The organism is Microbacterium sp. zg-YB36, assembly GCF_024623575.2.
GTDB lineage: Bacteria > Actinomycetota > Actinomycetes > Actinomycetales > Microbacteriaceae > Microbacterium.
The window spans coordinates 1,106,505-1,119,065 of record NZ_JANJFD020000001.1 but is presented as its reverse complement, the minus strand read 5'-3'; the positions used below and the strand labels follow the sequence as shown (position 1 = coordinate 1,119,065).

Annotated in this window: 15 protein-coding genes and 1 tRNA gene; 6 read left to right on the top strand and 10 right to left on the bottom strand. The window is 68.5% G+C overall.

All coding sequences use genetic code 11. The features are described 5' to 3' along the window. Window position 1 precedes the first annotated feature (1 nt). From NQ151_RS05440 to NQ151_RS05415, 6 genes are all read right to left on the bottom strand, one after another. Entirely contained in the window at window positions 2-388 is a 387-nt protein-coding gene (locus NQ151_RS05440; protein WP_257508220.1) for a helix-turn-helix domain-containing protein, read from the bottom strand. Between the two features lie 33 nt (window positions 389-421). Continuing rightward, window positions 422-586 (bottom strand): hypothetical protein, encoded by a 165-nt coding sequence (locus NQ151_RS05435; RefSeq protein ID WP_257508221.1) that lies wholly within the window; start codon window positions 584-586, stop codon window positions 422-424. Window position 587: 1 nt separating this feature from the next. Beyond that, window positions 588-1,250: a helix-turn-helix domain-containing protein gene (locus tag NQ151_RS05430; RefSeq protein WP_257508222.1), complete on the bottom strand. Its 663-nt coding sequence runs from the start codon at window positions 1,248-1,250 to the stop codon at window positions 588-590. Between the two features lie 130 nt (window positions 1,251-1,380). Beyond that, window positions 1,381-1,908 carry a hypothetical protein gene (locus NQ151_RS05425; protein WP_257508223.1) on the bottom strand — a complete coding sequence of 176 codons (528 nt, stop codon included), beginning with the start codon at window positions 1,906-1,908 and terminating at the stop codon, window positions 1,381-1,383. After that, window positions 1,905-2,516 (bottom strand): hypothetical protein, encoded by a 612-nt coding sequence (locus NQ151_RS05420; protein WP_257508224.1) that lies wholly within the window; start codon window positions 2,514-2,516, stop codon window positions 1,905-1,907. The genes NQ151_RS05425 and NQ151_RS05420 overlap by 4 nt, the downstream gene beginning before the upstream one ends. Before the next feature lie 110 nt (window positions 2,517-2,626). Continuing rightward, on the bottom strand, window positions 2,627-2,839 hold the full coding sequence (locus NQ151_RS05415; protein WP_257508225.1) for a helix-turn-helix transcriptional regulator: 213 nt from the start codon (window positions 2,837-2,839) through the stop codon (window positions 2,627-2,629). 90 nt (window positions 2,840-2,929) lie between these two features. On the opposite strand from NQ151_RS05415, the gene NQ151_RS05410 reads away from it, so the two are divergent. The 3 genes from NQ151_RS05410 (at window position 2,930) to NQ151_RS05400 (ending at window position 4,813) form a co-directional block, all read left to right on the top strand. Further along, window positions 2,930-3,619: a helix-turn-helix domain-containing protein gene (locus NQ151_RS05410; protein ID WP_257508226.1), complete on the top strand. Its 690-nt coding sequence runs from the start codon at window positions 2,930-2,932 to the stop codon at window positions 3,617-3,619. A gap of 175 nt (window positions 3,620-3,794) precedes the next feature. Beyond that, entirely contained in the window at window positions 3,795-4,664 is an 870-nt protein-coding gene (locus NQ151_RS05405; protein WP_257527263.1) for a site-specific integrase, read from the top strand. 76 nt (window positions 4,665-4,740) lie between these two features. Further along, window positions 4,741-4,813, top strand: a tRNA-Thr gene (locus NQ151_RS05400). A 336-nt stretch (window positions 4,814-5,149) separates the two neighbouring features. Here NQ151_RS05400 and NQ151_RS05395 read toward each other — a convergent pair. Then, window positions 5,150-6,154, bottom strand: coding sequence for an SDR family oxidoreductase (locus NQ151_RS05395; protein WP_257527262.1), 1,005 nt, complete (start codon window positions 6,152-6,154; stop codon window positions 5,150-5,152). A 10-nt stretch (window positions 6,155-6,164) separates the two neighbouring features. Then, on the bottom strand, window positions 6,165-6,527 hold the full coding sequence (locus NQ151_RS05390; RefSeq protein ID WP_257527261.1) for a UBP-type zinc finger domain-containing protein: 363 nt from the start codon (window positions 6,525-6,527) through the stop codon (window positions 6,165-6,167). A 187-nt stretch (window positions 6,528-6,714) separates the two neighbouring features. On the opposite strand from NQ151_RS05390, the gene nhaA reads away from it, so the two are divergent. Both nhaA and NQ151_RS05380 read left to right on the top strand, forming a co-directional pair. Next, window positions 6,715-8,520 carry a Na+/H+ antiporter NhaA gene (gene nhaA / locus NQ151_RS05385; RefSeq protein ID WP_353477563.1) on the top strand — a complete coding sequence of 602 codons (1,806 nt, stop codon included), beginning with the start codon at window positions 6,715-6,717 and terminating at the stop codon, window positions 8,518-8,520. A gap of 8 nt (window positions 8,521-8,528) precedes the next feature. Continuing rightward, window positions 8,529-10,157, top strand: a complete 1,629-nt coding sequence (locus NQ151_RS05380) for an FAD-dependent oxidoreductase (protein WP_257527259.1) — start codon at window positions 8,529-8,531, stop codon at window positions 10,155-10,157. A 557-nt stretch (window positions 10,158-10,714) separates the two neighbouring features. Here NQ151_RS05380 and NQ151_RS05375 read toward each other — a convergent pair. After that, window positions 10,715-10,993 carry a putative quinol monooxygenase gene (locus NQ151_RS05375; protein WP_257508232.1) on the bottom strand — a complete coding sequence of 93 codons (279 nt, stop codon included), beginning with the start codon at window positions 10,991-10,993 and terminating at the stop codon, window positions 10,715-10,717. A gap of 98 nt (window positions 10,994-11,091) precedes the next feature. Between NQ151_RS05375 and NQ151_RS05370 the strand changes: the two genes are divergently transcribed. After that, the gene (locus NQ151_RS05370) at window positions 11,092-12,006 is read left to right on the top strand and encodes a DMT family transporter (protein ID WP_257527837.1); all 915 of its coding nucleotides are present in this window, start codon (window positions 11,092-11,094) and stop codon (window positions 12,004-12,006) included. A gap of 5 nt (window positions 12,007-12,011) precedes the next feature. On the opposite strand, the gene NQ151_RS05365 is transcribed toward NQ151_RS05370, so the two are convergent. Then, on the bottom strand, window positions 12,012-12,548 hold the full coding sequence (locus tag NQ151_RS05365; RefSeq protein ID WP_257527836.1) for a nitroreductase family protein: 537 nt from the start codon (window positions 12,546-12,548) through the stop codon (window positions 12,012-12,014). Window positions 12,549-12,561: the final 13 nt, after the last annotated feature.

The following is a 12,561-nucleotide window of genomic DNA, read 5'->3' as shown; positions in this document are numbered from 1 at the left end:
TTCAGTGCTTTCGTCCGCTGGCGATGTAGGTGGTGGCGTCGTCTTTGTGGATGAGCCAGCTCTTGCCGGGTTTGGTTGCGGGGATCGTCTTGTCCTGGATGTGTAGTCGGATGGTTCGTTCCGCTTGTCCCGTCGCTTTCGCCAGTTGTTGTGTTGTCCAGTACTCACGTTCCTCCGATGCCGCTTCTTGCCGCGTTTCGTTGCCGGGTGCGGCATCGGGGGAGACTGCGAGCCCGACGCGGTACACGTTCACCAGCAGGGAGTAGAGGCGGTTGTTGCCCCCTGTGCGGTGCTTCAATCGGAGCTCGTTGAGGCGTGCGGCCTGCCAGAGGATGCGGGCATCAGATGCCGTGAGGATGATCACGGGCTCGTCGGGTAGGTAGGTCACGCGGCACCGCCCAGCGACTCGGTGCGACCGGAGTTAGCTCCTGTCATGGCGGGCCTCCGTCCAGTCGACCGATTCGCCGTGACCTTCCCGGGCGAGTTGTGAGTAGTACAGGGCGATCTGGTTGGCGAACTCGTGTGGGTTGTTCCATGCGAAGGTGAGGGCGTCGAAGTTGTACGGCTTGGGTGCTGGACGTCCCATGTCAGGCCACCTCGTCTGCGCGGATGTCACAGTCGATGCAGGTGCCGTCTGCGACCGTGCGGTGTGTTCCGGGAGCGCAGTGGACCCCGGGCTGGACTGTGCGCATGAAAACGGCTGCCGGCTGCCGAGCGGTGTTCGCCATGGCCCGCTTGCGTGCTTCACCGCATGGACGGCATGGCTGGTCTGTCCCGAGGGGGTGGATAGCGCAGTAGGGGGAGAGGGGGGTCAGGTCGCTGGCCCCTCCCTTCTTGTTCTCTTCCTTTCCCTTCGTGGCGGGATACCCCGCCACGAAGCCCGCCACGTCGCCCGCCAGGTTCCCCGCCACGTCGCCCGCCAGGTTCCCCGCCACGTCGCCCGCCGGTTTCGTGGCGGGATATCCCGCCAGGTCAGCGAGGATCACCCAACGTGTAGACCTTCCGACCTGGCGGGATGCCCGCTCGATGAGTCGGTTGTGCTCCAACGCGTCCAGCGCGTTGCGTGCGTCGCGTCGAGTCATGCCGACGTCCGCGGCGATGCTGTCAGCAGATGGCCACGCCTCGAGATCCTGATTCGCGTACTGGCATAGGGCGATGAGCACACACTTGCTCGCCCAAGCTCCGACCTGCCTATTGCCGCTGACTGTTGCGGAGAGTGCCCAGCGGGTGAGTTCGTCGATCGCTGTCACGCCTCCCCCTTTCAATATGTGGAGCAGGCTTCCGGGGGCCTACCCGTGTTATCTAGCGCCGTGCCCGCATCGGCGGCAGGCATGTGATGGTGGGTGGCCCGAGACTGTTGGGCCACCCACCCGCGGGGCGTCAAACGTCTCGCTCTGCGAGTGCGAGGGTGACGCTGGGGTGCCGTTTGAGGGCGGGGGCAGGGGCCTCGCGGAGTTCTGATGCGGCGATAGTGAGTCGGGTCGCGAGCGCCAGGGCGAGGCTCCTGTCGCGGTCGAGTGCGATCTCACCGTCCGTGCCGAAGATGCAGAGCTTCGTGTTGTCTGTGGTTACTCCGACGATCTCCGCTGCCTCGTTGGCGTTCCAAGCGGCATCGGGGGTGATTTCTGCGGTCGCACCGCTGTGCGCCTTGGCGAACTCCAGGTACATGTTCTGCATGCGCAGGATCGCCGCTTGCAGGTCGAGCAGGGTGGTGTCCCCGACGTCGGGAACGTCGTACTCCGCCGCGCTAGACCAGTACAGGTACGGTTTGCCGGCTTCGATACCGAGCACGAACTCGAGGTCGATCTCGCCGCTGTTGACGGTGGCTTCTTTGCGGTGCCATTCGGGGTCGCGCGGGTCATCCGCGTTGTGGTCCTGATCGCACCAGTCGAAGGTTGCGCACGTCATGACTGCACCTGACCCTTCGTGTAGTCGATGCCGTGCATCCATGCGAAGGCGGTAACGATGTCTCCTTCGTGGACGACGTTGTTGAACGGGTCGATGAGCGCGACGTCGAGCCCGCGCACGCGTACCCGCATGCACTCTGACTTGGCCATGTTGCGGAGCCTTCCGATGGCTCGCCAGTGACCGGCTTCTTCGTCCTCGGGGGTGAGGGTCGGGACGACGAGGTAGCTGTGGTCATCATCGACAAGGATGACCTCGTGCTGACCCCAGTCGATGAAGAACTGGTTGGCGAGGGTCCCGGAGTACGGGCCGGGGAGCCGGCCGTGAGCGGGATGCCCGGGACGAATGGAGAGATCGTGCTCGACACGGCCGGGGTATGCCGCGACTCTCTCGACTACGAACCCTGTGGCGCCGACCTGGGGCACGCGCGAGTAGTTCGCGTGGCAGATGCGAGCGTTGATTCCGGACGCGATCAGCTCCGCGAGCGTAGTGATCATCAGGTTCTTGCGCCGCTCAACGAGGTCGTTGATCGGGGAGCGGATGTCGTCGAGCCGACTGCGAGCGCTTGACACGACGTCGGGGACGGGCCGTACGCTGATAGCGTCTTTCATGATCGTTCCTTTGGTAGAGATTCGGTCGTTGCCCCCAGCAGAGTTGGCGCTCTGAACCTGGGGGCTTTTTTCCGTTTGGGCGGGGCGCTGTATCTGCTGCGCGGTTGGCATCAGCACGTTTCCGCCAGGCCGTCGATCCACGCGAGCACGTCGGCCTTTTTGTACCTGCATGCCCGACCGATCTTCGTCACCTTCGGGCCTTCCTCATGCATCGCCCAACGGGCAAGTGTGGGGACAGAGATCTGCGTGTACTCGGCGACCTGCTGCCTCGTCGCCAGCGGCGGTAGATCGAGTGCCAATGTGTCCTGCGAGTGGGTGGCCATAGCCGGTCCTTACGGTTGTCGTGTTCAACAATCAATGTCGGTGACAACAACGTACCACGAGATTGCGCCGTGGAGCATAGGATGTCGCTCATGGCAAATATTGACGAGTCGTTCGGTTCATCAGTCGCGAAGGCGCGGTCGTTGCTCGGCATGAGCCAGAAGGAGCTCGCGAGCGCCCTGGCGGAACGCGGCATGAAAGTCGACGCCTCGGCGGTGTCTCGGATCGAGAAGGGGCAGAGGTCGGTCAGGCTGGCGGAGGCGAACGTGATTGCTGGCGCGCTCGGACGTGATCTAGGCGACCTGCTCGAGGCTTCTGGCACGCTGCAGGAGCGGTTGTTCGCGGCCTATGATCAGGTCGAATGGCGCACTACTGATCTCGCGGATGCGGCGTCGAAGTTCGTGCAGTCTCTCTTCGCACTTTCGAACTTGGTCCAGGGAAACGACGATCAGCTCGCGATGCTCAGGGACGAGGCTGTTGGTCAACCGACCTCGGGCCGCGATGTTCCACACTGGTACGCAACTTTGCTCGACGCTAAGCAGCTCGATCTGAAGCGTGAACGGGTGCGCCACGATCGATTCGTGGCGTACACCCACGCGGACGATATCGACGGTGTTCGGGCGGCGGTGAGCGCGGCGATCGAGCCGTCGTTGGTGACCTTCGCGGAGCTAGAAGCTCTGGAGGAGATGGGTTCCGGGACGCGATCAATTCTCGACACGATCTGGACTGGCAATGTTCTTGGGGGTGGTCATGATGCCCCGCCCTCGGACGCCGCTGAGTAGCTATGGCGCGATCCGCGCCGTAGAGGTAGCGCCGGGCAAGTGGCGGGCCCGGGCGCGATACAGGTTCGACGACGGGAAGTTGCGCCAAGTCGAGCGGTTCGCCCCCTCCCAAGCGAAGGCCGAAACGGCGTTGCGGAAGGCGCTAACGGAGGTGCAAGCGACCTCTGCGAGTGATGTGAAGCGGGAGACTCGCATCCGTGACCTCGGCGAGCGGTTCCTCGCGTCGAAGGCCGGCCGGGCGCCACGCACGGTCGAGACCTACGAGCATTCGGTGCGCAAGGTCATCGTGCCTCGGATAGGCGACCTGGCCGTGTCGGAGGCGTCCTCTGAGCGATTGCAGCGCCTGCTCGACACGATCACCCGTGAGAACGGTCCAGGGGAGGCGAAGAAGGCGCGCGCTGTGCTGTCCGGAATGATGGGCCTCGCTGCCCGATCCGACGCGGTGAAGACCAACCCTGTGCGTGAGCTCGCTGCGATCGAGGCCAAGGCTGTTGGTGCGGTGCCGGTGCCGCTGGGCGAGTTGCCGGGGCTGCTCGAGAAGGTGCGCGGCGACGAGCGGTTGCAGGCGATGGACATGGTTGACCTCATCGAGTTCATCGCCGGCACCGGCGTTCGCATCAGCGAGGCGGTCGCGCTCGATTGGGCAGACGTGGACCTGGACGCGGGTGTCGTGACGGTGCGGAAGTCGAAGACGACGGCGGGGGAGCGGCGCATCACGGTCCCTGCTCGCGTGCTCGGTGTTCTGTCTGCTCGCGAGCGGAGTGACGGCCCAGTATTCCCCACGCCATTGCTGAAGCGCCGTGACCGGCGCAACACCGCGGCGGAGTGGCAGGAGGCGCGCAAGCGCCTGGGGCTCCCCGACTACACGTTCCACAGTTTCCGGAAGACGGTGGCCACGGCGCTCGATCAGGCGGGCCTCACTGCGCGCGACATCGCGGAGTACCTGGGGCACGCGAACCCCTCGCTGACGATGAACACCTACATGTCGAAGACGGTGGGCGGTAGTCGCGCCGCGGACGCTCTAGACTCGGTGATGACGAAATGAATGTGCGGGGTTTGTGCGGGGTGGGTTACCCCCGAACTGCATGAGGCACCCGCAGAAGCCCGGAATCCCGGGCCTAGCCGGCTTGGCGCAATTGGTAGCGCACCGTACTTGTAATACGGGGGTTGCAGGTTCAAGTCCTGTAGCCGGCACCCCTCCGTTGGCGCTCGTGATGGCTTCATGGCCGCCCACCGCGAACCGCCGTCGGAATTCAGGCTGTCGAGCAGATTCGGCCCCGAAATCGCCGGGTTCCCGCCCCTCAGCCTGAATTCCGACGCCCGGGGTCGCGCGCCCGGCCCCGCCCGGCCTGCGGCCGCGCCCGCATTCCGCCGCAGCCGCACCCGACCCCGTGCCGCAACGCGGAGATCCGCCGAAATGCGGTCCCTCAGCGCCCAGGCATCCGCAGCCCGGCAGATCTCCTCACCCCGGCAAACCCGCGCCGACCCCGCGCCCGTCCTCCATGAGCCACGGCGGGGCCGGGGCCGAACTCAGGCCGGCGTGCCGGCTCCGCGGGCGTGGGCGACCATCGCGTCGAACGCGGCATCCAGAGATGCGTTCACGCGCTGCTCCTCCGGATGCGCGTCGTAGAACTCCACGATGCGCCGCGCGCCTTCGTCGAAGGTGATCGTGGTGCGAAACTGCGGCACCAGCCGGGTGACCTTGGACACGTCGAACGTCACCGAGTGGGCCTTGTCGCCCAGCAGGGTCGGACCGACTTCGGGTGCCCACGCGGCGATCGTCTCGCTCGCGACGTGCACGAACTGCGGGTCGGTGACGCCGGCGGCATCCGCGAGCCAGCGGTAGATCTGGTTCCAGGTGGGGGCGTGGGTGCCGGTGATGGTGAATGCGTCGCCGATCGCGGCCGGATTTCCCAGCAGCCCGGTGAAGGCGACCGCGAAATCGTCGGCGTGCGTGATGGTCCACAGGCTGGTGCCGTCGCCGTGGATCACGACGGGCTTGCCGGCCCGCATCCGGGCGATGTCGGTCCATCCGCCGATGGTCGGGATCTTCGTCTGGTTGTAGGTGTGCGACGGGCGCACGATGGTCACCGGCAGGCCCCGCGACCGGTGCGCGTCGACGAGCAGCTGCTCGCATGCGATCTTGTCGCGGGAGTACTGCCAGAACGGGTTGCGCAGCGGCGTGGATTCGGTGACCGGCAGGTACCGCGGCGGCTTCTCGTAGGCCGACGCCGAGCTGATGTACACGTACTGCCCGACGCGGCCCTCCACGGCGGACAGCACCGTTTCGACATGCTCGGGCACGAACGACAGGAAGTCGGCCACCACGTCGAACCGCTCATCCTTGACGGCCGCGCGCAGCGACGCGGCATCGCGGACGTCGCCGATGATCTGATGGACGGATGCCGGAAGCTCCCAGTCACGGGTGCCGCGGTTCAGGACGGTGACGTCGTGACCGGCGGCGACGGCGGCGCGGACGCACGCGGTGCTGATGGTGCCGGTGCCGCCGAGGAAGAGGAGACGCAGGGAGCTCATCTGTCCGACCCTAGCCAGCCGCCCCACCGGCCGCGAGCAGCTCGCGCCATCGGGCCGGCACGCGGCCTCGGGGTCCGGGCGACGGCTGGTCGTCGGGCCTGCTCGTCGGCGGTGCGAGGGGAGGACCGGTGAACGTCTCCTCGGTGACGTAGTCCCAGAACCAGTCCTCGCCTGGTTCGAAGCTCTGCACGTAGCGGTGGCCGGAGCTGTGGAAGTGGGCCGTGGCATGTTTGTTGAGGGACGAGTCGCAGCAGCCGATGTGCCCGCACACCGCGCAGCGCCGCAGATGGACCCACCAGCTGCCGGTCTCCTCGCACTCGACGCAGCCGGTGCCCGACGGCGGCACGGTGGGGTTGATCTGTGACTCGGTCATCAGCGCCCTCCAGACGGTCCGCTCACGCGTGGAACTCTACGCGGCGGCCCTCACTTGAACCAGGAGTGCTGAGATGGTTATCTGCTGACATCGTGGGAGTGGAGAGCAGATGAGCGACTTTTCCACAATCGGAGCACCGCCACGGCACCCGCGCGCCGCCCGCAAGCCCAAGGAGTCGATCGCGGCGATGGTCGGCGCGATGGGGCAGCAGCGGATGGGCGCGCTCCTGCTGCTGCTGGCCACCGCGATCGCGATCGCGTGGGCCAACCTCGCCGGCGGCGGGTACGCGTCGTTCTGGGAGACCGACCTGTCGATCGGGGTGGGCGATCTGCACCTGGACTTCACACTGCATGCGCTGGTCAACGATGCCCTCATGGCGATCTTCTTCTTCACCGTGGGGTTGGAGGTGCGCCGCGAGTTCGCGATCGGCGAGCTGACGAGCTGGTCGCGCGCCATGGTCCCCGTCATCGCCGCGATCGCAGGACTGGCCGTCCCGGCCCTGTTGTTCGTGCTGATCGCAGGTCCCAGCGGGCATGGCGGGGCGTGGGGGGTCGTGATCTCGACGGACACGGCGTTCCTCGTCGGCGCGCTTGCGCTGATCGGACCGCGCGTGCCCGGCCGACTGCGCGTGTTCCTCCTCGCGCTGGCGGTGGTCGACGACATCGGCGCGCTCAGCATCATCGCCCTGGTGTACACCGAGAATTTCGTGCCGATGCCGCTGCTGATCGCCGCGGTGGGCCTCGCGGGCATCTACGCCACCCGATACCTGCGCGGCGGCCGAGGCCCGGTGTACGCGACGCTCGCGATCATCGTGTGGCTGGCCTTCCTCGCCTCCGGCGTGCACCCCACCCTCGCCGGCGTCGCGATCGCGCTGCTGGTGCCGGTCTACCGGCCCAACCGCCGCGACGTCGAGCACGCCCTGGAGCTGGCCCGCACGTTCCGGCAGTCGCCCAACACCGAATACGCCCGGGCCGCGGCCAACAGCCTGCGCGAATCGATCTCCATCAACGAGCGCCTGCAGTCGGCGTACTCGCCGTATGTCGCGTACGTGATCCTGCCGGTGTTCGCCCTGGCCAACGCCGGGGTGATCGTCACGCCCGAGATCCTGCAGGCCGCGTTGGTGTCGCCGCTGACCTGGGGCATCATCGTCGCGCTGGTGGTGGGAAAGTTCGTCGGCGTGCTCGGGTCGGCGGCGGTGCTGCGCCTGCTGCGGCTGGGGGAATTCGGACCGGGTCTCACTCTGGACCGCATCGCCGGCGGCGCCGCGCTGTGCGGCATCGGTTTCACCATCTCGCTGTTCATCGTCGACCTCGCCATCACCGAGCCGATGGCACAGAACGAAGCGCGGGTCGGCGTGCTGGCGGCATCCGTCATCGCGTTCGTGCTGGCCACCGCGATCTTCCGCATCTCCGACGCCGTTCACCCCGACACCCAGTCGGGTCAGGTGCTCGTTCGGCCGGTCGATCCCGCCCGCGACCACATCTTCGGCGCCGCCGACGCGCCCTACACGATCGTCGAGTACGGCGACTTCCAGTGCCCGTTCTGCCTGAAGGCGTCCGGATCGATCCAGCAGGTTCACGAGCAGCTGGGCGACCGGCTGCGCTACGTGTGGCGGCACGCACCGCTGACCCGGCAGCACCCCAACGCGCTCGCCGGAGCCGAAGCGTCGGAGGCGGCGGCGCGTCAGGGCAAGTTCTTCGAGTTCGAGCGGGCACTGTTCGCCGATCAGGAGAACCAGCGGCCCGCCGACATCATCCGCCTCGCCGAGCGGACCGGGCTGGACGTGCCGCGGTTCGAACGCGACCTGGAATCGGCCGTGGTCGCCGCGCGCGTGCAGGACGACATGCTCGACGCCGAGGCGATGAACATCACGTCCGTGCCGACGCTGTTCGTCAACGGACGCCGTCATACCGGGCCGTACGATGCCCAATCACTGATCCGTGCGCTCGAGCAGACGGATGCCGAGACGCGCGCGATCCGGGTGGAAGGTTGAGGATGCCGATGCCGCAGGTGACCGACCCGGAGCTGGCGCCCCGCCTCACCGATGCGCAGTGGGCGCGGTTGACGGCGCGTGCGGAGGCGTTCGACGTCGCGGCGGGGGACTACGTCTTCCGCACGGGGGACCGGGAGTACCCGATGATCCTCGTGGAGGAGGGGGAGATCGAGCTGCTCCGCGACGCGCTGGCCTGGAGCGACGAGCTGGTGCTGGCAACGGTCGGACCCCGATCGTTCGCGGGGGAGCTGGGCCTGCTCAACGGGCAGCGGGCGTTCCTGTCGGCGCGGGCCACGCGTCCCGGCCGGGTGCGGAGCCTGTCCCGCCGCGAGCTGCGGCGCCTGCTGGCCGACGACGATGAGTTGGGCGACATCATCCTGCACGCGCTGTGGGCCCGGAGGGAGTCGCTGCGGCGCGGGCCGGCGGCGATGACCCTGAAGTTCGTGGGGTCGGGCGGGTCGAGCGAGTTCCTGGCGCTGCGCCGCTTCGCCGAGCGCCTCGACCTGGTGCACACCGCAGTAGCGCTGCCGCCGGGGGAGCCGCTGTCGCATCCGCTGCACGAGTACCCGGTGGAAGACCTGCCCATCGCGTTCATCCAGGGCGAGCCGATCCCCCGTGCCACCCCCGGCATCGTGGCCGAGCAGCTCGGGCTGAGCTACGAGCCGACCGATGAGGGCAGCGTCGACGTGGTCGTCATCGGCGGCGGGCCGGCGGGGCTTGCCGCGGCGATCTATGCGGCATCCGAAGGGCTGTCCACCGTGCTGCTGGATTCCGTCGCGCCAGGCGGGCAGGCGGCGGCCACCTCACGCATCGAGAACTTCCTGGGTTTTCCGTTCGGGGTCAGCGGCGGGACGCTCATCGGCCAGGCGTCGCTGCAGGCGATCAAGTTCGGCGTGCGGGTGTGCGCGCCGTGCGAGGCGGTGGGGCTGCGCCCGGTCGGCGACGAACTGGCGGTGCAACTCGCCGACGGTCGCGCGGTGATGGCGCGCGCCGCGATCGTCACGGCAGGCGCCGCCTACCGACGGCTGCAGCTGGACCGCTGGGAGGACTTCGAGCACTCCGCGATCTACTACGCGGCGACGCCGCTGGAGCTCAAGCAGGTCGCCGGGTCGCCCGTGATCGTCGTGGGCGGTGCGAACTCGGCCGGTCAGGCCGCGCTGTACCTGGCCGGCCACGGCTGCCCCGTGCACCTGGTGGTGCGAGGGGACGACCTGCGGGCGCGCATGTCGTCTTATCTGGTCGACCGCATCGCCGAGGAGGGACGCATCCAGGTGCACACCGGGTCCCGCGTCGTGGGGCTGCACGGGGAACAGGCGCTGGAGGCGGTCGACATCGACACCGTCGGCCCCGTGGATGCCAGCGGCCTGTTCTGCTTCATCGGCGCGGATCCCGCCACGTCATGGCTGGAGGCCGTCGACCGTGACCACGCCGGCTTCATCCGCACCGGCGCCGACGTGACCAGGCAGTCGCTGGACCAGTGGCGGTCGCTGGGCCGCGAGCCGCTGCCGTTCGAGACGTCGATCCCGCGGGTGTTCGCCGCCGGCGACGTGCGCCGCGGGTCGATGAAGCGGGTCGCCGCCGCCGTGGGCGAGGGCTCGAGCGCCGTGGCATCCGTGCACCGCGCGCTCGCCGGGTGAGGGGGCGTGGCGAGGGGTCGGATCTCCTCGCTCCCGCCCCAAACGCATGACCGAGAACCCGTCATAATTCAGGCTGGCGAGCCGATTCGACCCCGAAATTGCCGTCGTCGCGCTCCACAGCCTGAATTCCGACGCGCGCGCCGGGGTGCGGCCTTGCGCGCGGTTGCCGAAACGCGGGGAACCGCCGAAATGCGGGCCCTCAGCGTGCAGGCATCCGCACCCGGGCAGATCTCCTCACCCGGGCAGATTTCCTCACCGCGCGGTTGCCGAAGCGCGGGGATCGGCCGAAATGAGGGCCCTCGGCGTCCAGGCATCCGCAACCGGGCAGATCTCTCCTCACCCGGGCAGATCTCCTCACCCGGGCAGATCTCCTCACCCGGGCAAATCCGCCCGGGTGCGGTTGCCGAAACGCGGAGATCCGCCGAAATGCGGGCCCTCAGCGTCCAGGCATTCGCAACCGGGCAGATCTCCTCACCCGGGCAACTCCTGCCGCGACGCCGCGAGGGCAGCGTCGTACGATCCAACAACTCTGTCGGTCGATATCGAGGTCGGTACGGCTAGATGCCCTCGATCGTGTACCGGCGCTCGATCCCGTTCGTGGCACGGCCCCAGTCACTGGCAGCGGTGCGCTCCTGGTGGGCGTGGAGGGCGGCGGCATCCGCGAAGCACTCATCGACCTGCCAGATGAGCGGGTCGTCGGTGGGGGTCACATCGAACGAAACGCAGCCCACCTCGGCGCGGGTCAGCGCCAGGTGAAGCGGCAGGTGGGCGGCGACGATGGCCGACTGCTCCTCGTTCTCGCAGACGAGTTGACCACTCAAGCGCACCGTACTCACCTTGCCAGCGTAGGCGAGCGGCGGCGGTGGCCGAGCCGGATCCTCGGTCGCACTAGACTGCCGCGGTGCCCCCCGAGCCTCGCCACCTCCCCGTCTGGATGGCGCTGGCCGGCGCCGTGCTCATCGGGGTGATGACGGCGCTGCAGGCCCGGGTCAACGGTCAACTCGGTGTGCGGCTGGAAGACGGTCTGGTGGCCGCGCTCGTCTCGTTCGGCTCCGGGCTGGTGATCCTGGTCGTGCTGTCTGCGGCGCTTCCGGCGGGCCGACGCGGGTTCGCGCGCCTGGCATCCGGGGTCCGGGAACGGCGTATCCCGTTCTGGATGCTGTGCGGCGGCGCTGCCGGAGCGCTCACCGTCGCCACGCAGGGACTGGCGGTCGGCATCATCGGCGTCTCGCTGTTCACCGTCGGCGTCGTCGCCGGCCAGACCGTGTGCGGGCTCGTGCTGGATCGCGCCGGATACGGCCCCTCCGGCGTCGTGGCCGTCACGCCGGGCCGGGTCGCCGGGGGAGTGCTCGCACTCGTCGCCGTGGGCATCGCGCTCACCGGGCGGACCGTCGAGGTCCCGCTGTGGATGCTGCTGCTGCCGTTCGCGGCAGGAGTCGGGATCGCCTGGCAGCAGGCGACGAACGGACGGCTGCGCCAGCGGGTGGGAACGCCGCTCACGGCGACGGTGGTCAACTTCATCGGCGGGACGCTGTGCCTGCTGGTCGTCGCGGGCGTGCACGTCGCCGTCGCGGGCCCGCCGGCGCCCTTCCCCACGAACCCCTGGCTCTACCTGGGCGGCGCGCTGGGCGTCTGCTACATCTTCCTCGGCGCGGCGCTGGTGGTGCACACCGGCGTGCTGCTGCTCGGCCTGGCATCGATCGTGGGCCAGCTGGCGGCGTCACTCGTGCTCGACGCGCTGTGGCCTGCTCCCGCCGGGCCCAGCGTCGGCGCCTCGCTGGCGATGGTCGCCGTCGCGCTCGCGTCGGTCGCGGTCGCGGCGGTGCCCTGGCGTCGACGCGCCAGGTGACACCGTCACATCGCCGCGGTCTTGCGCTGCGGCATCCGGCTGACGAACGCTGCCGCGTCGATGACCTTGTCACGTGACTCGCGCGAGCGCTCCGGCTTGCCGCCGACGTAGAGCCAGCCCAGCAGCTGCTCGTTCTTCTTCAGCCCGTGCGCCTTCGCGACGGCCTTGGCGCGCGTGTAGTGGCCGCTGCGCCAGATGACGCCCCAGCCCGCTTCGTCCAGCAGCAGACTGAGAGCGTGCGCGACGCCGGATGCCACCGCCTCCTGCTCCCAGCGGGGGACCTTCTCGCTCTTGCGGTAGCTGGCGACCACGGCCACCAGCAGCGGCGCGCGCAGCGGCTTGGACGACGCGCCCTTCTCACCCTCGGCCTTGTTGATCGCCCGGCCCAGCGTCTCCCGGTCGTCGCCGCGCAGTTCGATCAGCCGCCACGGCTTCAGTTCGGAGTGGTCGGCCACGCGACCGGCGGCGGCGACGAGTTCGAGCAGCTCATCGTGGGTGGGCGCGTCGTCGGTCACCTTCGACACGGACCGACGACGGCGCATCGCCTCGAGTGCG

Coding starts and splice junctions, on each gene's coding strand:
- NQ151_RS05435 (WP_257508221.1), bottom strand. CDS start 586: ATGGGACGTCCAGCACCCAAGCCGTACAACTTCGACGCCCTCACCTTC.
- NQ151_RS05425 (WP_257508223.1), bottom strand. CDS start 1,908: ATGACGTGCGCAACCTTCGACTGGTGCGATCAGGACCACAACGCGGAT.
- NQ151_RS05420 (WP_257508224.1), bottom strand. CDS start 2,516: ATGAAAGACGCTATCAGCGTACGGCCCGTCCCCGACGTCGTGTCAAGC.
- NQ151_RS05415 (WP_257508225.1), bottom strand. CDS start 2,839: ATGGCCACCCACTCGCAGGACACATTGGCACTCGATCTACCGCCGCTG.
- NQ151_RS05410 (WP_257508226.1), top strand. CDS start 2,930: ATGGCAAATATTGACGAGTCGTTCGGTTCATCAGTCGCGAAGGCGCGG.
- NQ151_RS05395 (WP_257527262.1), bottom strand. CDS start 6,154: ATGAGCTCCCTGCGTCTCCTCTTCCTCGGCGGCACCGGCACCATCAGC.
- NQ151_RS05390 (WP_257527261.1), bottom strand. CDS start 6,527: ATGACCGAGTCACAGATCAACCCCACCGTGCCGCCGTCGGGCACCGGC.
- nhaA (WP_353477563.1), top strand. CDS start 6,715: ATGGTCGGCGCGATGGGGCAGCAGCGGATGGGCGCGCTCCTGCTGCTG.
- NQ151_RS05380 (WP_257527259.1), top strand. CDS start 8,529: ATGCCGCAGGTGACCGACCCGGAGCTGGCGCCCCGCCTCACCGATGCG.
- NQ151_RS05370 (WP_257527837.1), top strand. CDS start 11,092: ATGGCGCTGGCCGGCGCCGTGCTCATCGGGGTGATGACGGCGCTGCAG.
- NQ151_RS05365 (WP_257527836.1), bottom strand. CDS start 12,548: ATGCGCCGTCGTCGGTCCGTGTCGAAGGTGACCGACGACGCGCCCACC.